Source organism: Reyranella aquatilis, from assembly GCF_020880995.1.
GTDB lineage: Bacteria > Pseudomonadota > Alphaproteobacteria > Reyranellales > Reyranellaceae > Reyranella > Reyranella aquatilis.
The window spans coordinates 1-18,717 of sequence record NZ_JAJISD010000009.1; the positions used below are offsets into that span (position 1 = coordinate 1).

Genomic DNA, 18,717 nt, shown 5'->3' on the forward strand with positions numbered 1-18,717 from the left:
AAATCAACGGTGGAGGCACCGAGCTCAGGAACGGGCTTGTAGGCCCCAGGAGACTCCGGGCTCTCCACCGAGACCGCGCCCGCAACTCTACGCCGACGCGGCCGTCTCTTGATACAAGGAGGCGCGAAGCGCCGTCTCGAAGGATGGGCAACGGGCAAGGGCGGGTTCCCATCCTTCGAGACGCGACCCTGCGGGTCGCTTCTCAGGATGAGGTCGTGAGTTGAGAAGCCGACACGTGTCGGCCCTCCCTCTCGACGCCTCTCACGCCTCCGGATTGGCCTGCGTGCCCGCTGTCTTGATCTGGGCCCGGCGCACCGCCTCGCGGTGGGAGATGTAGAGAGCGCTGCCGAAGATCACCGCCGCGCCGACGAAGGTCCAGATATCGGGCTTCTGGAAGAACAGGAAGTAGCCCAGCATCGTGTTCCAGATCAGCGACAGGAAACCGATGGGCTGCAGGAGCGTGATGTCGGCGAGCTGGTAGCCGCGCTGCTGGCAGATATGGCCGAGGGTTCCGGCCGCTCCCGCCAGCAGGAACCAGAGAATGTCGCCCCAGGCCGGCGTCTGCCAGAACCACAGCGCGAACGGCAGGGCGCAGATCACGATCACGATGTTCTGCCAGATCACGATGGTGGTCGAGGAGTCGGTGCGGGCCAGCGCCTTGGAGATCAGGTTCGAGGCCGAGAAGATCGGCGTTGAGATCAGGATGCAGATCACACCGAGATGGATGTCGCCGAAGCCCGGCCGGATGATGATCATCGCGCCGATGAAGCCCACGATGACGGCGATCCAGCGCCGGAGGCGAACGTCCTCGGCGAGGAACAGCGCCGCGCCGATGGTGACGAAGATCGGGCCGGTGAAGCCCAGCGCCGTGATCTCCGCCAGGGTCGTGAGCGGCAGGGCGACGAACCACAGCATCATGCCGGCCGTGTGGATGGCGCCGCGCGAGATGTGCAGCGGCAGGCGCCTGGTGTGGAGCGAGCGGTAGAGGCCGAGCCGCATGACGAACGGCACCAGGAACAGCGCGCCGAAGAAGTAGCGCAGGAACGCCATCACGTAGGGATTGAGATGCTGCGCGGGGATCAGCGTGAAGACGTTGAGCAGCGCGAACAGGACGCCCGAAAAAGCGACCCAGAGGATGCCGCGAAAATTCGGCGGCAAAGCGAGCCAGCGGGCGACGAGGACGGACACATCGCGACTATGTCACAGGCACTGAAAGCCTGCATCCTGCGACGGCGATTCCCTTCCGAGAGGCGAATCCGGAGGCGGTCGGGGACTTACTTGGCCGGTGCGTGCAGGGCCGCGCTTGCCGGCACGCAGGCCGGCGCCGGCTGCTCGCGAAGGCGCCTCACGCGGGCGACCATGTCCTCGATATAGGGATCGTGGATACCGAGCGAACGTGCATGCTCGGCGGTGTTGGTCAGATAGTCCCGGCACGCACCGCGGCGGCCCTCGGCGAAAGCGATGTGGTGAGCGGCGCGTTCGACGGGCAGATCGCCGCAATACTGGCAGTGCGCGGGATCGACGACGAAGGTGATGGCCGAGACCGTCCGCCCGTCCTTCAGCAGGGTCGGCACCCAGCGCGCCTTGTAAAGTCCCGCCAGCATCTCCCGATTCCACAGCAGGCCGAGTTCGGTCAGCACATGCGGCGCCGCGAGGCGATAGGCGATGCCCTCGCACCCCCCACCCTCCTCGAGGGCCAGCATCAAACCCGGCAGCTCCGGCGTCCCGCGCCCCATGGGCGTCCAGAAGCAGAACGACCTCCGCCAGCCGTCGACCTTGCACGATTGGGCTTCGACATATTCGAGCGCGGGGTTCCACATCAGCGAGCCGTAGGCGAAGACCCAGACATCGGCACCGGGCGGGTGGTCGGCCATCGTCTCCCGCAGGCTGGCTTCGCGCTCGGCCGAGGACAGGAAGAAGTGGTAGCCCGCGGCACGCGCATCGGCCACGATCTGGTCGATACGCTCCGACGTCAGGTCCTCGCGCGTCAGCAAACGCGAATCCTCAGGTGCCGTAGACGATGGACATGGTCTCGGCCACGCAGGCCGGGCGCTCCTGTCCTTCGATTTCGATGGTGACCTGGTTGGTCAGGCGTACGCCGCCCTTGTCCATCGGATCGGCGGCAATCAGCTTGGCGCGGGCGCGCACCCTCGAGCCGGCCTGGACCGGGCTGGTGAAACGCACCTTGTTGCAGCCGTAGTTGATGCCGTTGCGCACGTTGTTGATGTGCGAGATCTGGCTGTTGAGCATCGGGATCAGCGACAGCGTCAGGAAGCCGTGGGCAATCGTCTTGCCGCCCGGCATGTCCTTCTTGGCGCGCTCGACGTCGACGTGGATCCACTGATGGTCGCCGGTCGCATCGGCAAAGAGGTTGATTCGTTCCTGGGTGATCTCGACCCAGTCGCTGACACCGATTTCCTCTCCCACGTGCTTCTGCATTTCACTGGGATGGGCGAATTCACGCTTTGCCATCTACCTGCCTCGTCTTCATTGACTTCATTTTATCTGCAATTAATTGCCGAGGCGCACGTTTGCGCGTCTCCGGCGGCTCCCTCGGATTTGTATCGTCGCGGGGATTTGCCCATCATGCCATCCACAAGAATGCACAGGAGGAGACCCCCAGATGGCATACGAGACCGTCCTTTTCGACGTTTCGGAGCGGATCTGCACCATCACGCTGAACCGCCCGGAGAGGCTCAATGCCTGGACACGGCAGATGCATCTCGACCTCAAGGACGCCATGCACAGGGCCGGCTCCGATCCGGACGTCCGGGCGATCATCCTGACCGGCGCCGGCCGCGGCTTCTGCGCCGGCGCGGACATGGGCGGCCTGCAGGCGATCGGCTCCGGCGCCTCGGCCGACCGGTCGACGAAGGCCCAGGACGGCCTGCCGGGCGGCAGCACGCTGCCCGAATTCAGGATGAACTACTCCTATTTTCCGGCGATCCCGAAGTTCATCATCGCCGCCATCAACGGCCCGGCGGCGGGCCTCGGCATGGTCATCCCGCTCTATGCGGACCTCCGGTTCGCAGCGGAATCGGCGGTCTTCACGACCGCTTTCGCCCAGCGCGGCCTGATTGCCGAGCACGGGGTGAGCTGGCTCCTGCCGCGGCTGGTCGGCCTGCCGACGGCGCTTGACCTGCTCTGCTCGGCCCGCAAGTTCCGGGCGCCGGAGGCGCTGGCCATGGGACTGGTGAACCGGGTCATTCCCGACGACAGGCTGCTGGCCGAGGCCCGCGCCTATGCCACCCTGCTCGCCAACACCGTCTCGCCCCGCTCGGTCGCGGTGATGAAGCGCCAGCTCTGGGAGGCCCAGTTCCAGACCCTCGCCGAGGCGACGGTCCAGGCCAACCACGAAATGGAACTCTCGTTCCAGACCTCGGACTTCAAGGAAGGTGTCGCGCACTATCTCGAAAAGCGCGCGGCGCGATTTACGGGGAAGTAGCCCCCATCATGTTCCTCTACCCCGACAAGGGGGAGAGGTTAGGCGAGAGAGTTACACATGGCGAGAGTGTGCGCCGCCGCCTCACCCAGCCTCTCGCCCTAGCGGCGGAGAGGAGTCTGAAGCAGAGCGATTCTAGACCTTCTCCGTCTGCCCGGCTTTCGGCTGCCAGGTCATGAGGCGGCGCTCGACGGTTCCCACGAGACTGTCGAGCGCGAGGGCACACGCGGTCAGCACGAGGATGCCCGCGAATACTGTATTGATGTCGAATGTCCCCTCGGCCTGGAGAATCAGGTAGCCGACGCCCATCGAGGAGCCAAGATACTCGCCGACCACGGCGCCCACGAAGGCGAGACCCACGGCGTTGTGCAGGCTGGCGAACACCCAGCTCATGGCGCTCGGCAGGTAGATCGAGCGCAGGAGCTGGCGCTTCGAGGCGCCCAGCATGCGGGCATTGGCGATCAGGTTGGGGCTGACCTCGCGCACGCCCTGATAGACGTTGAAGAACACCACGAAGAAGACGAGCGTCACGCCCAGCGCAACCTTCGACCAGATGCCGAGCCCGAACCACACTGCGAAGATCGGGGCCAGTACGACACGCGGCATCGAATTGAAGCCCTTGATGTAGGGATCCATGATCGCCGAGGCGGTGGGCGACAGTGCCAGCCACAGGCCGATGCCGAGCCCCGAAGCCGCGCCGATGGCGAAACCCAGCGCCGTCTCCAGCAGCGTGATGCCGAGATGAGGGAAGATTTCGCCGCTCAGAAACCAGTCGACGACCACCCAGAAGACCTTCTGCGGCTCGCCGAAGAAGAAGGCGGCGCGATTGTCCTTGTCGAAATAGAAGGGCGGCACGAGGCCCGGCTTGGTCATCACGTACCAGAACAGCACGAGCAGGCCGAGCACGAGCAGTTGGGCGATCCTGAGCTTCATCTCAGACCGCCTTCTGCCGCTGATAGGCTTTCAGCACTTCTTCCTTCATGGCCGCCCAGATCTCGCGGTGGAGATCGAGGAAGGCCGGCGTCATGCGGATCTCCGAGACGTCCCGCGGCCGCGGCAGGTCGACCTTGAAGTCGCCGATTGGCCGCGTCCCGGGACCGGCCGAGAGAACGACCACGCGGTCCGACAGCGCGATCGCCTCCTCGAGATCGTGGGTGATGAACAGCACAGACTTGCGATCCTCCGCCCACAAGGCCAGCAGTTCGTTCTCCATGAGCTGGCGGGTCTGCACATCGAGCGCCGAGAAGGGTTCGTCCATCAGCAGGATGTCGGGGCTGAGGATCAGCGTCTGCGCCAGCGCGAGCCGCTTGCGCATGCCGCCCGACATCTGGTGCGGATAGCGGTCGCCGAACCCCGCGAGCCCGACACGGCGCAGCCAGGCCTCGCCCTGCGCCAGTGCCTCGGCGCGAGGCACGCCACGGAATTCCAGTCCCGCGATGACATTGTCGATGCCGGTACGCCACGGCATCAGCGCGTCGGCCTGGAACATGTAGCCCGCGCGCCGGTTCACGCCATGGGCCGACAGCAGCCGCTCACCGAACACCTCGACCGTACCGGTCGAGGGCTCCAGCAGGCCGGCCGCCACGTTCAGCAGGGTGGACTTGCCGCAGCCGGTCGGCCCGACCACCGACACGAACTCACCGCGCGCGATGTTCAGGGTCGTGTTGGCAACGGCGGTGTAGGGCTCGCTCGTCGCGTCGCGCGCGGCGAAGCGGCAGGTGATGTCGGCCAGCGCCAGCGCCGGCCCTTCCTTCGGCGTCACGTCGAACTAGCTGCGCTTGGCGGCGCGCTGGGCGAATTCGTTGTTCCAGGTATCGGCGAGCTTCACGGTCGCCGGCTTGATCGCCGGGTCGCTCTCCGCAAGGAACTTGAGGCAGTTCTCCATCGCCCCGGCGGGCATGGTGCCGTCGGGCGAGATGGTCTCGCGCACGCCGGCGAAGGACTTCTCGTAGACCGCGCGATCGCCCAGCAGGTAGCCTTCGGGGACCGCGTTCGCCACGTCGGCCGGCGTGGCGGTCTGAAGCCACTGGTTGGCGCGCACGATGCCGGTGGCGAGCGCCTGCACCGTGGCCGGGTTCTTCTTGATGAAGTCGGTTTGCGAATAGAGGCTGGCGGCCGGAAACGCCCCACCGAACACTTCCTGGTTGCCCTTGGTCGTGCGCGTGTCGACCAGCACCTTCACCAGGTTCTTGTCGGTGAGGATCGTGAGCGCGGGATCGGTCTGGGAAACGCCGTCGACCTCGCCCTTCTCGATCGCGGCGATGACCGAAGCGCCGGCGCCGACGCCGATCGCCACCACGTCGCTGGCCTTCAGGCCGCCCTTGGCCGCCCAGAAGTTCAGCAGCATGTGGGTCGAGGAGCCCGGCGCGGTGACGCCGAACTTCATGCCCTTGATGTCGGCAGGACCCTTCACCCGGGCGGCCACGTCGTTGCGCAGCGCGATGCAGATCTGCATGCCGCGGCCGATCAGGGCGAAGCCGGTCACGTCCTGGCCGCGCTGCTGCATGCGGATCGTGTGTTCGTAGGCGCCGGCGACCACGTCGGCACTGCCGCCCATCAGGGCCTGCAGCGACTTGGCGCCGCCCTGGAAGTCGTTGATCTCGACGTCGATCCCGGCTTCCTTGAAGAAGCCTTTGCGCTCCGCGATGGTCAGCGAGAGGTAGTAGAGTGCCGACTTGCCGCCGACCGCGAGGATCACCTTGCTCTTCTCGGGCTTGCCCTGGGCTCGCGCCACATGAGGCGCAGCCAGCATCACCGGGGCGGCCGCCAGCAGGGTCCGGCGCCACATCTGCAGCTTGGTCATCGTTTCCTCCGCGACAGGCTTGTTTTGCGGCAGCTTGCCGTAAGCCCCCCGTCGCGGCAACCGTCAGACCACTCGGCGGATTCTCCGCTACTTGAACTTACGCTCCTGCCACCACGGGAAGTAGGACGGCATCCCGTCGCTCACCTTCATGGGGAAGCGCGCCGGGCGCTTTTCCAGGAAGGCGGTCACGCCTTCCTTCACGTCGTCCGACTTGCCGCGCGAATAGATGCCCTTGGAATCGACCTTGTGTGCTTCCATCGGATGATCGGCACCCAGCATCTTCCAGATCATCTGGCGATTGAGCGCGACCGAAACCGGCGCGGTGTTGTCGGCGATCTCGCGCGCGAGCGCATAGGCGGCCGGCAGAAGATCGTCCGCCTTGTGGATCGAGCGCACGAGGCGGCCGTTCAGCGCCTCCTCGGCCGAGAAGACGCGGCCGGTCATCACCCATTCCAGCGCCTGCTGCGGCCCGACGAGGCGCGGCAGGAACCAGCTCGAGCAGGCTTCCATGACGATGGCGCGGCGGGTGAACACGAAACCGTAGCGCGCCGCCTCCGAGGCGAGGCGGATGTCCATGGCGAGCTGCATGGTGATGCCGACGCCGACCGCCGGGCCGTTGCAGGCGGCGATCGTCGGCTTCAGCGATTCGTAGAGGCGCAGCGTGAAGAGACCGCCGCCGTCGCGATGGCCATCGAGGCCGGGATCAATCGGCCCGCGATTCTCGGCGTTGAAGGTGTTGGCGCCGCCGGAGAGATCGGCACCGGCACAGAAGCCGCGGCCGGCACCGGTGAACACCACAGCGCGCACGTCGTCGTCGCGGTCGGCACGGTCCATCGCGTCGAGCAGTTCCGACAGCATCCTGCCGGTGAAGGCATTGAGCTTGTCGGGCCGGTTGAGCGTGATGGTGAGGATGCCGTCCCTGGTCTCGTACTTGATCTGCTCGTAATCCACGGAACGCTCCCTCACGCCTGGTTGATGAGAACGACACCGCCCACGATCAGGGCGATGCCGCCGATCTGCTTGATGCCGAATGGCTCGCCGAAAAGGAAGTGCCCGAGCACTGCAACGATCGCATAGGAGAGCGACACGCTGGGAAAGGCGACCGACACGGGAATCTTGCGCAGCGCGACAATATAGAGGAAAGCCGCCGATCCGTAGAGCGCCAGGCCCATGATGGTCGAGGGGCGGAACAGCTGGCTCATGAAGTCTGGCGCATCGGCGCCCGCCTTGAGGAGCATCTGCCCGCCGATGCCGGTCAGGATGCCGATCCCCAGCGCCACGTAGTAGATCATCATCCCCTGCTCTCCCCTCAACCCTGATCTTGCGGCGGCTCGCGATGCGGCTGGCCGGCCGCCCGCGTATCGACCTTCGGCCGTTCGATGTCGAGCCCCCCCGGGCCGGGACCGCGACGGAAAACTTCGCGCACCAGGTATTGCGGCTTGCGGTTCACGGCCAGGAACATGCTGCCGAGATACTCGCCGATCATGCCGATCACGAGCAGTTGCACGCCCGCCAGCACGAGCACGGCGACCATCAGCGACGCCCAGCCCTGGGGCGGCTTGTCGGAGAGGATCGCCTCGATGATCGTGATGCCGGCGGCCAGCGCGCCCAGGGCGCCAAACACCAGTCCGAGAATCGTCGCCCCGCGCAGCGGCATTACAGAGAAATTGAGGAACATCGCTAGCCACAGGCGCAGCAGCCGACGCAGCGTGTAGTTCGACCGCCCTTCGGCCCGTGGCAGGTGATTGACCTGCAACCGGCTCACGTTCTGGGTGATCTGGAAGATGAGCCCGTCGACGTAAGGAGACGGCCCCTCGTAGCTGGCGGTGACTCGCTCGACCAGGAACCGGGACATGCAGCGAAAGCTCGAGAGGTAAAGGCCGGGCGGCTTGTCGATCAGCTTGTCGGCGCACCAGTTGGTGAAACGGCTGCCGAGGTTGCGCCAGGCCGCGTGCTTCTTTTCCTCGTAGTAGGTGTAGACCGCGTCGTAGTTACCGTCGCGGGCATGCTCGAACAGGCGCCGTACTTCCTCCGGCGGGTTCTGCAGGTCGTCGTCCATGGTGATCGTGTAGGCGCCACGTGCCCGCGCGAGACCGGCCATGACCGCATTGTGCTCGCCGAAATTGCGGCTGAGGCTCAGCACGATCACCGGCGCACCGGGCTGTGCGGCCAACTGCTTGCAGACGTCGAGGCTGTTGTCGGGACTGCCGTCGACCACCAGCACGATCTCCAGCGCGCCGTCGATTTCGAGCGCCCGAAGCGCCGCGACGAGGTCGCCGACGGTGGCGGCGCCGTTGTAGACCGGAACGACGATGGAGAGCGCCGGTGCGGTTTCCGAAGTCTCAAGCATCACGTACCGCCACGATCATGAGGGAACCGCCGAAGGGAAGGTTGAGGCCTGCGCCGATGGCGGCGCGCTCGATGGCGAGCGCTGTCGAGAAAATCGCGTCCAGCCATCTGGGATAGTCGCGCACGTCGCTTTCGGCGTCGCCGCGTTCGACCAGTCGATGGAGAAGCATCAGGGGAAACAACAGCGTGTTCCAATAGCTCGCGCGAACGACGCGGAAGCCGTGGGCGGAGACGAGGGCGCGGGCCTCCCCGCGGGTGAAGCGGCGGGCATTGTGGACGCGCCTGTCGTGCGCCGACAGCATCCAGGAATAGGCAGGCAGATTGAAGACGGCGATCGCGCCGGGCCCAAGGCAGCGATGCGCCTCTTTCAGGGCACGCGCGGGATCCACGTTGGCATGGCAGAGCACATCGAGCGAGACATAGGCCGCGAGGACACCGTCGCGCAGCGGCAATTCGTTCACCGAACCCGAGACGACGGGGCGAGCGGCCTTCGTCCTCGCCATGGAGGCTGCGACGGGATCGTATTCGAGGCCGATGGCGGGCCGCCCCGCCACGTCCGGCCCCAGAAGACGCAACATCCCCCCGGTGCCGCATCCCGCGTCCAGCACGGAACCGGCGGCCCCGGAACGCGCCAGCGAGCGGGCAAGCTGCCCGGACGCCAGTCGGCGCAGGCCGCGATACCACCACATGCGGTCCTCGACCGCATGCATCAGCTCGTACTCGGCCCGTTCCATGAAGCGCGGCGTCTCCCAGGAAATGTCGTCTTCCCGTCCGCTTATGATATCTTCGCCCCGCCTTGCCAACCGCTCAGACCACCCCGCCGACAATCCCGCCGCGTATTGAGCGGCTTCTGTCCGTGCCGCTGTTCGCGCTGCCGATCCTGTGGCTGGCCGGCTACTTCTTCCCGCCCATCAATCACGACGTCGCCGCCATCCTCGACGTGTCGACCCGCTGGATCGGCGGGGAGAAGCTCTATGTCGAGGTTCTGGACGAGAACCTGCCGCTGACCTTCATTGTCCACGGCCTGCCGGTCCTCACCGCGAAGCTGTTGCCGGGGACCGTGGCATTCTGGTTCACCGCCTGGGTGGTCGCCGGCATCTTCGCTTCCTTCTGGGCCTGCCGGCGATTGATCCGCCTCGTGCCGTCGGCGGACCATGCGCTGACCGAGGCGCTGCTGCCCCCGGTGCTGCTGTTCCTCTTCTCGGTGCTGCCCAACGAGCATTTCGGCCAGCGCGAGCACATCATGTTCGTGGCCTGCGCGCCCTATCTGGTCGCCTCGATGGCGCGCGCGGAGGGCGTGAACCCGTCGCGCCTGGCCTCGATCCTGATCGGCCTCGTGGCCGGTGTGGCGCTGGCCATGAAGCCGCACTATCTCGCCATCCCGGCCGCGGTCGAGATCTACCTGCTGATGCGCCGGGGCTGGCGGGCGACCTTCACCGACCCGATCCCCTGGGCCATCGGCCTGCTGGCGGTCGCGCATCTCGCCATCATGTACCTGGTGTTCCCGGAGTTCGGGCACTTCGTCCTGCCGCTCGCCATCGAGGCCTATGCGCCGATCGGCGATTCGGGCTGGCGCGAGGTGCTGACCAGCAACGTGCTGGGCCCGACCCTGATCGCCCTCGCGATCTTCGGTCTGCTGGCCATTGTCTTCACCAAGACCATCGCCGCCCGCGTGCTGGTGGTGTTCGGCGTCGGCGCGGCCCTGTCGGCGATCGGCCAGGCCAAGGGCTGGCCCTATCACGTGCTGCCCGCGCTTTCGGCGGCGATCCTCCTCGCCGCCCTGACCGTCTCGCAGACCGTCGACCGCTACCTTCCGATCAGCCGCAGCGCCCACCGGCTGCCCGTGGCGGTGCTCTGCGCCACCTTCCTCGTCCTGCTCTACTTCCAGGCGGCGCTGTACAATCCGCCCTTCTACAAGCAGCGGCAGTTCGAGGATTCGATCGGCGGCCGTCTGCAGCACATCATCGAGCAGAACGCGCCCAACCGGACCTTCCTGGTCCTGTCGCCGGGCATCTACCCCTTCTGGCCGATGGTGAACTATCTCGGCGGGCGCATGACGACGCGCTTCCTCACGATGTGGGTGCTGCAGGGCGTCTATGCGACCTGCGACGACTTCCCCGCGCTCTACAATCCGCCCGACACGATGGGCGATTCGGAGAAGTTCGTTTTCGACACGCTGAGCGAGGATTTCGCACGCGAGCATCCCGACCTGCTGATCGTCGACCGCATTGCCGGGGTTCCCCGCTGCCAGGGCCGGGAATTCGACTATCTCGAATACTTCCTGCAGAACCGTGTCTTCGCCGACGCCTTCGAGAACTACGAACACCTCATGGATTTCGACCGCTACCGCATCTACCGGCGGAAAAAGCTGAAGAAGTAGCGGCAATTGCCCGTCTCGACCGGAGCGCCGTTTCCTGACGCAACACACAATCCCTCATCCTGAGGAGGCGCGCCGCGCCGTCTCGAAGGATGGGCAACGAAGACGGGTGCGCGTGCCCACCCTTCGAGACGCGGCCTGTGGTCGCTCAGGGTGAGGTGGTTACGGTTGGAAGGCTAAAGAAGACTACTGCTTCCACGGCGGCGATAGCGCAGTGGCACGCGCGGCTTCGGGGATCTTGTCGGGATCGGGCACCTTGAAGACGCCCGACGCCACCAGCACGATCTCGCCGCCGCAGACCAGGTCGCAACTGCAGAAGCAGAAATTGACCGTGCGCCGGGCGATGCGCGCCTTGCCCTCGAGCCATTGGCCGAGTTTCGCGCCGCGCACGAACTCGCTGGTGAGAGAAATGGTCGGGTGCGGCCAGAACATGCCGGTCGAGAAGCCGGAGCCGATGCCCATCACCATGTCGGCCACGGTGACCAGCAGGCCGCCATGCGCCCACCCCATCGGATTGCCGTGCCGCTTCTCGAGCGGCAGGCCGATTCTGAGCCCGTCCTCCTCCGCCTTGAACCAGAGCGGTCCCGCAAGCGCGATGAAGTCGTCGCGGACGTCGAGCTTGCGGAAGCCTTCGGGCACGAGGGCAGAAGCGGTGGGGGCGGAAGCGGTCATGGATCGATTCCCCCCTTCGACGCAACGAGACGGTCGAGCATGGCGCGCACCGCGGGATCGAACGGCGTGGCGCGATGCGTCTCCTCGTTGAGCGACACCATGATCACCTTCTGGACGGCGGTACAGTTGCCCTCGCCGTCGAACAGGCCCTGGCCGACCACGCACTTGCGGTCATGCGCCTCGATCAGGCGGCAGCAGGCGACGGCCGTGCCGGGGTAGAACATCTGCCGCTTGAAATCGGCCTCGATGCGCCCGACGACCATGCGGAAGCGCGGCAAACCCGTGCGCACGATCTGACGAAGGTATGAGACCCGCACGTTCTCCAGCAGTTCGAGGAATGCGCCGTTGTTGATGTGCCCGTTGGCGTCGACGTCGGCGAAGCGCAGGTTTTCGGTGGTCGAGAAGCCGTAGATGCCGCGGTCGGCAAGATCGAACGCCATGAAGACTAACGCTCCGAGAATTCCAGGGTGAGATGGGCGGCTTCGGCGGGCGGCACCACGAGGCGGCCGGAGTCGGGCTTCACGAAGGTGACGCCGTTCTTCTTGAGAAGATCCTCGCAGGCCGCGAGGTTCTCGACCCGGATCGTGAGCAGCGCCGGATGGTCGCCCGGCCGCACCGGCGTGATGCCGGGATAACGCACGGCATAGTCCTTGGGGGTCATGTATCGGATCGGCTGTGTGCCGGTATCGACCACCAGCCCGTCGCCCTCGCGCTTGGCTGCATCCGAGCCGAAGTATTTCTCCAGCTCCGGAATCCACTTGGTCGGCTGCTCCGCGATGACGGTGACCCCGAGGATCCCGCGCGCGCCGTTGGGATGCGCCGCCCATTCCGGCCGGTAGACGAATTCAGGCGTGAGATGCTCGCACACGAAGAACCCGACCACCGGCATGTTGGTCTTCGGGATGCGGACGGTGCGGAACTTGGCGAGTTCGGTCTTGCCGGCCACCTCGACGGCACGGTCGAAGAACAGCGGCGCATCCGGGTTGAGACCGGCGGCCTTGAATGCCTCGAATGCGACGTCCGCGCCTTCCGTCGCCAGCGCCACGTTGGCCAGCCCGCCGCCGTCCTTCAACCATTCACGGCGCTCGGCATTGAACTCGGTGTCCTCGACGATACCCAGGATCTCGAAATAATCGGTGTCGAAGATCATGAGATGGTTGGCCGTACCCAGCTTCTTGTGGAAGCCGCGCGGCTGGACCTGGAAGCCGAGCTTGCGGTAGGCCGCCTCGGCCGCGTCGATGCCATCGACCATGACCACGACATGGTCGAGTCCCGTCACCGCACGCTTCATACCGGCCTCCTACGCACCATGTTGACGCCCTTGGAGGTCATGACCAGTTCGCCGTTCTGGTTGACCGCGCTCCAGTGCTCGTGAATGACGCCCATGGTCGGACGGCTCTTCGACGGCACCTTGTCCGCGCACTCCACCCACGCCGTCAGCGTGTCGCCCGGCCGCACCGGCTTCAGCCAGCGAAGCTCGTCGACGCCGGGCGAGCCGAGCGCCGTGCGCTTGTCGATGTAGCTGTCGACGAACAGGCGCATCAGCTTGGCGGCGACATGCCAGCCCGAGGCGCACAGCCCCCCGAACAGCGAGGACTTGGCCGCCTCTGCATCGACGTGGAAGGACTGGGGGTCGAACTTTTCGGCGAACTCGATGATCTCTTCGGCCGTGAAACTGGTGGAGCCCAGCGGATACTTCCGGCCGACTTCGTAATCTTCCCAGTAGCGGGGCTGTTCGGACTGCATGTCCCGGTCTTCGCAGAGCGTGGCCGGTCACGCAAGCATGTCCTCGGTCGCGCCCTATGCTACCTTGGCGTCGGAACGGAAATGCGATGACAGACCCAAACCTCGTCCGGCGACTGACGACGATCCTTGCCATCGACGTCGTGGCGTTCAGCGCCATGTCCGCCCGCGACGAGGAACATGCGCTGGGGCTGCTCGGCACGCGCCTCGACACCGCAGGCACGCTGGTCCGCCAGCATCGCGGACGGGTCTTCAAGATGACCGGCGACGGGCTGCTGGCGGAATTCGCGAGCCCGGTGGAGGCCGTCCGGGCGGCGCTGGAAATCCAGGAGGCGATGCGATCCGCCAACGCCCCCGCCGGTCCCGACGATCAGCTCACGCTGCGCATCGGCGTCAACCTGGGCGACGTGGTGGAAAACGGCGACGATCTCATGGGCGACGCCGTGAACGTGGCCGTGCGGCTGGAATCGATTTCCGCCACGGGCGGCATCTGCATCTCCGGCTCGGTCTACGAGCAGATCGTCGGCAAGCTGATGCTGGGCGCCGAGGACATCGGCGAGCAGCACGTCAAGAACATCCCTCGTCCCATCCATGCCTATCGCCTAACGATCGACGGCCCCCGGCCGGGCGGATCGTCCCACCCGGCGCATGCCGCAGCGCGCCGGATGCCGCGCGCCAGGTCCCTGCTGGTCGGTGGGGTGGCCGGGGTGCTGGTGCTCGCGGCCCTCGCCGGGACCTTCTACCTGCGCGATCCCGCGCCGACACCGACGCTGCAGACCGCCGAGCCCACCTCGGACCTGCCGGTCATCAACCGGCCTCTGCCGGAAACCGTCGCGGGCACCGCCGCCTCCCGGACCGCTCCGGCGGCGGCCCCTCCGGCCGCCACACCAGATCCGGGGCCGCGCCGCTACATTGCGAAGGAAGTGCCGTTCGTTCCCGATTTCCGGATGCGGGCCCTGGAGAACTATGCCCGCGCCGAGGGTGCCAAGGCATTGGCGCTGAACGTGCGCGGCATCTTTGCCATGGCGACCCGCCGGGTCGACGAGGACGCCGCCCGCCATGCGGCCCTCGAGGAGTGCAACAGGGCGGTCGCGCGGGACGTGCCGCGGGTGCGCGACTACGATCGCTGCATGCTCTACGCCGTCGAGAACGACGTCGTCTGGTCGTTCCGCCCGCCGCCGATGCCGCCTCCGCCCTACGTGCCGGCGTCACGGCCGTCGCCGCCGATTGCTTTCGATCCCGCGACGGCGCCGCTTCTCCATCCCCAGGCACGCGAACGGCTGGCCCTGCGCTACGTGCCCAACCAGCATGATCGCGCCCTCGTGCTCGGTCACGCCCGCTTCGACTGGTGGACCCCCAGCGAAACCGATGCCGACGTGATCCGGCGCAACCTGCAGGTCTGTGGGCACCTCACCGGACGCCCGTGCGTCGTCTACGCCCTGAAGAACGAGGTTCTGGTCCGCACACCCCAGAGCATGCGCGCGACCGACGTGCTGACACCGCAGGACGTTACCGGCCTCGACGCGGGCCAGATCAAGGCCCTCGAGCAGTATCTGATCGCCAACGACTGGCGCGCCGTGGCCCTGGGCATGAACGGCCGCATCGGCCTGGCGAGCGGGCGGGCGACCGAACAGGACGCCACCGCCATGGCGCTCCAGGCGTGTCGCGACGCCGGGGGATCCGAATGCTCGATCATCGCGATCGGGCCGTTCTTGGTGGCGCCCCCGTAAGGCTGCCTCATCACCGCGACCGGCGCGGGGCGCCGGCGCCACGGGGTGCGGCCGGATCCGCAAAGGACCTCTCGAACCGCTTGACCGGTCGGGGCCGCCCCCCTATCGTCGCGGGTGCGAGTAAGTCGCAACAGCGGGAAGAAACGGCCAGCAAGGCATGTATATCTGCATCTGCAAAGCCATTCGCGAGCGTGAAGTCGACGCGGCCGTCCGGGCAGGCGCCCGGCGACCGGCCGACGTGTTCCGCGCCTGCGGCAAGAGCCCCCAATGCGGCTCCTGCGCCTGCGACATGCGGGAGCGTATTGCCGAAACGCTGGCCCGCGAGAGCGTGGCCCCGCAGGCGTTGATGGCGGCCGACTAGAGCCGCTCCAGTTCACATTGACCCACTTACCTCATCCTGAGGAGCGCGCCGAAGGCGTGCGTCTCGAAGGATGGGCAACAGGCAAGGTGCGGTGCCCACCCTTCGAGACGCATCGCTGCGCGATGCTCCTCAGGGTGAGGTCGTTGTTTGAATGTTCGGCTTGATTCAAGCTCGCCCAGAAGCGCTCTAGGACCGGCTGCGCTGCCGGGCGGTCAGCTCGGCCCCTTTCCTTCACCCATCTGGCTCTGCAGATAGTTCTGGACGCCGACCTTCTCGATGAGGCCGATCTCGGTCTCGAGGAAGTCGATATGCTCCTCGGCATCCTCGAGGATGCTGACCGCGATCTCGCGGCTGACATAGTCCTTCGCGGCCTCGCAGGCGGTCACCGCCTCGACCAGTGCGATGCGCGCCGCGCTCTCGAGCTTGAGATCGGCTTCGAGAGCCTCGGGCACCGTCTCCCCGATCGCGATCCGGCCCATGTCCTGGAGGTTGGGCAGTCCGTCGAGCATGAGGATGCGCTGGATGAGCTTGTCGGCATGCTTCATCTCGCCGATCGACTCTTCGTAGATCTTGTGACCGAGGCGATCGAAACCCCAGTGCTTCATCATGCGGGCGTGCAGGAAATACTGGTTGATCGCCGTGAGCTCGTTCTTCAGGAGCTTGTTCAACTCGGCGATGATCTGCGGGCTGCCCTTCATGGCGAACCTCCTGCGAAAATTGAGTAGGTCCTTACAGATACTCACCGATTTCGGGGACGCAACCGAAGAGTGAGCGACTGAGAAACGTTCGCTAAAAAAACTGCACAACGCCCATCGACGTGGAGCGAGCGGGAGCAACCTGCGTTCGTTCTCGTCAGAGCGTGACCGGAAAGCCGGCACGTCGGACGTCGCATCGGTACGCGGCCGTCTCGCTCATCGACCGGCTATTCCCGCCCGGATTCCCTACGCGCAGTCAGGGCTTTACGTCGAAACAGCCTCAAAAAACGTAGCGCGATCACAACTTGGAACGTCATAAGGTGAGGTGCGTTCATGACGGACGCCGCCCGCCCGGGTCGATCCGGGCCAGCCAGCTTGAGGACTCGCGTTATGTCGAATTTCACCCTTCCGAAACTGCCCTATGCCGATGACGCGCTCGCGCCGGTCGTTTCGGCCAACACCATCTCGTTCCACTACGGCAAGCATCACAAGGCCTATGTCGACAAGCTGAACGAGCTGGTCCCGGGCACGGCCTACGAGGGTCTGTCCCTCGAAGACATCGTGAAGAAGTCGGCCAAGGACGAGAAGGGCAAGGCGATCTTCAACAACGCCGGCCAGATCTGGAACCACACCTTCTACTGGAACAGCATGACGCCGAAGGGCGGCGAGCCGACCGGCAAGATCAAGTCGCTGCTCGACGACAGCTTCGGCGGGCTGGACGCCTTCAAGGCCGCCTTCAAGGCCGCCGCGGTGGGCCAGTTCGGCAGCGGCTGGGCGTGGCTCGTGAAGGGTGCGGACGGCAAGCTCAAGATCGAGACGACCGCCAATGCCGACACGCCGATGGCGCATGGCGGCAAGCCGCTCCTCGTCGCCGACGTGTGGGAGCACGCCTACTACCTCGACTTCCAGAACCGCCGCCCGGATCACATCCAGGCCTGGCTCGACAAGCTCGCGAACTGGTCGTTCGCCGACAAAAACCTCGACTAAGGAGAACTGAATGCTGGGCACCATCCTTTTGATCGTCCTGATCCTCATCCTGATCGGGGCGCTGCCGACCTGGCCGCACAGCAGCGGCTGGGGCTACTACCCAAGCGGCGGCATCGGACTGGTGCTCATCATCGTGATCATCCTGTTGCTGATGGGACGCATATAGCGACCCATCCGACGATCAGGGGGCACCTTCGGGTGCCCCCTTTTGTTTGGCCCCCCGGGTTGGCGTTACCTGGCGTTCACCGGCGCTGCACGATCCCAGAGATCCGTCCGCCACCACAAGGCGATGGAGACGGTGAAGAAGAGGCCCAGCAGGCTGTAGAAGCTGCCGGTCGCGCTGAAGCCCGTCCATTCGACGAGGGGACCGGAGAGGAGCAGCCCGAGAGGCAGGCCATAGACCGCGAGCATGCGAACCCCCATGACGCAGCCGCGCAGCGCCGGGTTGGTGACCCGCAGCAGGATCACCGCCATGGGGATCATGCAGAAGCTCTGGAAAAATCCGGAGACGAACAGAACGATCTCGCCCAGCAGCGGCGTGGTGAGCCATGAAAAGACGAGGTTGAGCGACATCCAGACCAACGCGCTCACAATCATGGTCCGTCCCGGCCGGATATGGGCGCCGTACATCGACACCATGATCGACCCGGTCAGCGCACCGCCGGCGAAAAAGGCGATCAGCCAGCCCAGCCCGGTCTGGTTCATGCCGTAGACGTCCTTGGCGACATAGGCGAGCAACGAGCCCGTCAGCGGATAGGCCGCGAAATTCACCAGGAAAGCGAGCAGCATCACGGCACGCACCACGGGCGTGGACCACACGTAGGCGAAGCCCTGTCGCAGGGCGCCCAGTGCCGTCGGCATCGTCTCGCCGTCGCTCACCACCCGCAGCCGGCGAATACCGACACCGAACGTCAAGGAGAGGCAAACGGCATAGACCGCGCAGACGGCGACATAGGCCAGCCCCGAACCGAGCGCGGCGACCAGCGCGGCCCCGGACAGCGCCCCGACGATGCGGGCGGAGTCCGCAGTCGTGCGCGACACGCCCATGGCGCGCATGAGGTAATCGGCGGGCATGGTCTCGCCGACCAGCAGGTTGCGCATGGTGATGTCCGAGGGGCGCACCAGCCCCATCACGGTGGCCAGGATGAAGACCGGGACGGGAGCCGCGAGACCGCTCAGGAAGAGCGCCGTCAGGCACAGGGCCAGGATCAGGTAGGCCAGCCGCATCAGCAGCAGGACGTTGCGATTGCCGATCCGGTCACCGGCCATGCCGAACAGAGGCGAGATCAGCGTCCCCAGGAACTGCAGCGAGCCGAACACGGCAAGCGCCAGCACCGAGCCGGTCGAGACCAGAACGAACCAGCCCAGGATCACCCCCTCCATTTCGAACGCCCATGAGGCAAGGAGGTCGGCCGGCCATTGGAAGCGGAAGCTGCGGATTCGGAAGGGCGCCAGCGCCGGCGCGCGCGCGATGAGGCTCACGTCTTGCTTTGTTCCCTCCCCCTGCGCCTTTTGGGCTCGGACGCTTCAAGGGACCACAAACCTGCGCGCCCCGAGG

The 18,717-nt window shown here is 66.0% G+C and carries 22 protein-coding genes; 6 read left to right on the forward strand and 16 right to left on the reverse strand.

The window, feature by feature from the left end; genetic code table 11:
* Positions 1-261 precede the first annotated feature (261 nt).
* The 3 genes from LJ725_RS19655 to LJ725_RS19665 all read right to left on the reverse strand — a co-directional run bounded on the left by LJ725_RS19655 (position 262) and on the right by LJ725_RS19665 (position 2,472).
* Positions 262-1,188: a DMT family transporter gene (locus LJ725_RS19655; protein ID WP_230552416.1), complete on the reverse strand. Its 927-nt coding sequence runs from the start codon at positions 1,186-1,188 to the stop codon at positions 262-264.
* 86 nt (positions 1,189-1,274) lie between these two features.
* The gene (locus LJ725_RS19660) at positions 1,275-1,994 is read right to left on the reverse strand and encodes a gamma-glutamylcyclotransferase (protein ID WP_230552417.1); all 720 of its coding nucleotides are present in this window, start codon (positions 1,992-1,994) and stop codon (positions 1,275-1,277) included.
* Between the two features lie 10 nt (positions 1,995-2,004).
* Positions 2,005-2,472 (reverse strand): MaoC family dehydratase, encoded by a 468-nt coding sequence (locus LJ725_RS19665; RefSeq protein WP_230552419.1) that lies wholly within the window; start codon positions 2,470-2,472, stop codon positions 2,005-2,007.
* A gap of 151 nt (positions 2,473-2,623) precedes the next feature.
* Between LJ725_RS19665 and LJ725_RS19670 the strand changes: the two genes are divergently transcribed.
* The gene (locus tag LJ725_RS19670; protein ID WP_230552421.1) at positions 2,624-3,445 is read left to right on the forward strand and encodes an enoyl-CoA hydratase; all 822 of its coding nucleotides are present in this window, start codon (positions 2,624-2,626) and stop codon (positions 3,443-3,445) included.
* A 132-nt stretch (positions 3,446-3,577) separates the two neighbouring features.
* Here the strand turns inward: LJ725_RS19670 and LJ725_RS19675 are convergent, their stop codons facing one another.
* The 7 genes from LJ725_RS19675 to LJ725_RS19705 form a co-directional block, all read right to left on the reverse strand.
* Positions 3,578-4,375 (reverse strand): ABC transporter permease, encoded by a 798-nt coding sequence (locus tag LJ725_RS19675; RefSeq protein WP_230552422.1) that lies wholly within the window; start codon positions 4,373-4,375, stop codon positions 3,578-3,580.
* A gap of 1 nt (position 4,376) precedes the next feature.
* Entirely contained in the window at positions 4,377-5,204 is an 828-nt protein-coding gene (locus tag LJ725_RS19680; protein ID WP_408015759.1) for an ABC transporter ATP-binding protein, read from the reverse strand.
* A 6-nt stretch (positions 5,205-5,210) separates the two neighbouring features.
* Positions 5,211-6,245 (reverse strand): ABC transporter substrate-binding protein, encoded by a 1,035-nt coding sequence (locus LJ725_RS19685; protein WP_230552424.1) that lies wholly within the window; start codon positions 6,243-6,245, stop codon positions 5,211-5,213.
* An 87-nt stretch (positions 6,246-6,332) separates the two neighbouring features.
* A complete protein-coding gene (locus tag LJ725_RS19690; protein ID WP_230552426.1) occupies positions 6,333-7,196 on the reverse strand; it encodes a crotonase/enoyl-CoA hydratase family protein in 864 nt (287 codons plus the stop codon).
* A gap of 11 nt (positions 7,197-7,207) precedes the next feature.
* Positions 7,208-7,540, reverse strand: a complete 333-nt coding sequence (locus LJ725_RS19695) for a DMT family transporter (protein WP_230552428.1) — start codon at positions 7,538-7,540, stop codon at positions 7,208-7,210.
* Between the two features lie 14 nt (positions 7,541-7,554).
* On the reverse strand, positions 7,555-8,595 hold the full coding sequence (locus tag LJ725_RS19700) for a glycosyltransferase family 2 protein (protein ID WP_230552430.1): 1,041 nt from the start codon (positions 8,593-8,595) through the stop codon (positions 7,555-7,557).
* On the reverse strand, positions 8,588-9,328 hold the full coding sequence (locus tag LJ725_RS19705) for a class I SAM-dependent methyltransferase (RefSeq protein ID WP_230552431.1): 741 nt from the start codon (positions 9,326-9,328) through the stop codon (positions 8,588-8,590). The genes LJ725_RS19700 and LJ725_RS19705 overlap by 8 nt, the downstream gene beginning before the upstream one ends.
* A gap of 122 nt (positions 9,329-9,450) precedes the next feature.
* On the opposite strand from LJ725_RS19705, the gene LJ725_RS19710 reads away from it, so the two are divergent.
* On the forward strand, positions 9,451-10,974 hold the full coding sequence (locus LJ725_RS19710) for a hypothetical protein (RefSeq protein ID WP_230552433.1): 1,524 nt from the start codon (positions 9,451-9,453) through the stop codon (positions 10,972-10,974).
* Between the two features lie 183 nt (positions 10,975-11,157).
* On the opposite strand, the gene LJ725_RS19715 is transcribed toward LJ725_RS19710, so the two are convergent.
* The 4 genes from LJ725_RS19715 to LJ725_RS19730 are packed head-to-tail and all read right to left on the reverse strand — an operon-like array spanning position 11,158 to position 13,389.
* The gene (locus LJ725_RS19715; RefSeq protein WP_230552434.1) at positions 11,158-11,643 is read right to left on the reverse strand and encodes a PaaI family thioesterase; all 486 of its coding nucleotides are present in this window, start codon (positions 11,641-11,643) and stop codon (positions 11,158-11,160) included.
* The gene (locus LJ725_RS19720) at positions 11,640-12,083 is read right to left on the reverse strand and encodes an acyl-CoA thioesterase (protein ID WP_230552435.1); all 444 of its coding nucleotides are present in this window, start codon (positions 12,081-12,083) and stop codon (positions 11,640-11,642) included. The genes LJ725_RS19715 and LJ725_RS19720 overlap by 4 nt, the downstream gene beginning before the upstream one ends.
* A gap of 5 nt (positions 12,084-12,088) precedes the next feature.
* Positions 12,089-12,934, reverse strand: coding sequence for a VOC family protein (locus tag LJ725_RS19725; RefSeq protein ID WP_230552436.1), 846 nt, complete (start codon positions 12,932-12,934; stop codon positions 12,089-12,091).
* Entirely contained in the window at positions 12,931-13,389 is a 459-nt protein-coding gene (locus tag LJ725_RS19730; protein ID WP_230552437.1) for a MaoC family dehydratase, read from the reverse strand. Before LJ725_RS19730 ends, LJ725_RS19725 begins: the two co-directional genes overlap by 4 nt.
* Positions 13,390-13,475: 86 nt before the next feature.
* On the opposite strand from LJ725_RS19730, the gene LJ725_RS19735 reads away from it, so the two are divergent.
* Entirely contained in the window at positions 13,476-15,116 is a 1,641-nt protein-coding gene (locus LJ725_RS19735) for an adenylate/guanylate cyclase domain-containing protein (protein WP_230552438.1), read from the forward strand.
* 157 nt (positions 15,117-15,273) lie between these two features.
* Positions 15,274-15,477 (forward strand): (2Fe-2S)-binding protein, encoded by a 204-nt coding sequence (locus tag LJ725_RS19740; protein WP_230552439.1) that lies wholly within the window; start codon positions 15,274-15,276, stop codon positions 15,475-15,477.
* 212 nt (positions 15,478-15,689) lie between these two features.
* On the opposite strand, the gene bfr is transcribed toward LJ725_RS19740, so the two are convergent.
* Positions 15,690-16,175, reverse strand: coding sequence for a bacterioferritin (bfr, locus tag LJ725_RS19745; protein WP_230552441.1), 486 nt, complete (start codon positions 16,173-16,175; stop codon positions 15,690-15,692).
* Positions 16,176-16,562: 387 nt separating this feature from the next.
* On the opposite strand from bfr, the gene LJ725_RS19750 reads away from it, so the two are divergent.
* A complete protein-coding gene (locus LJ725_RS19750; RefSeq protein WP_230552443.1) occupies positions 16,563-17,159 on the forward strand; it encodes a superoxide dismutase in 597 nt (198 codons plus the stop codon).
* Between the two features lie 10 nt (positions 17,160-17,169).
* Positions 17,170-17,325 carry a DUF3309 family protein gene (locus tag LJ725_RS19755; protein ID WP_230552445.1) on the forward strand — a complete coding sequence of 52 codons (156 nt, stop codon included), beginning with the start codon at positions 17,170-17,172 and terminating at the stop codon, positions 17,323-17,325.
* Positions 17,326-17,390: 65 nt separating this feature from the next.
* On the opposite strand, the gene LJ725_RS19760 is transcribed toward LJ725_RS19755, so the two are convergent.
* Complete coding sequence (locus tag LJ725_RS19760) at positions 17,391-18,641, reverse strand: MFS transporter (RefSeq protein WP_230552447.1); 1,251 nt, start codon at positions 18,639-18,641, stop codon at positions 17,391-17,393.
* Positions 18,642-18,717 lie beyond the last annotated feature (76 nt).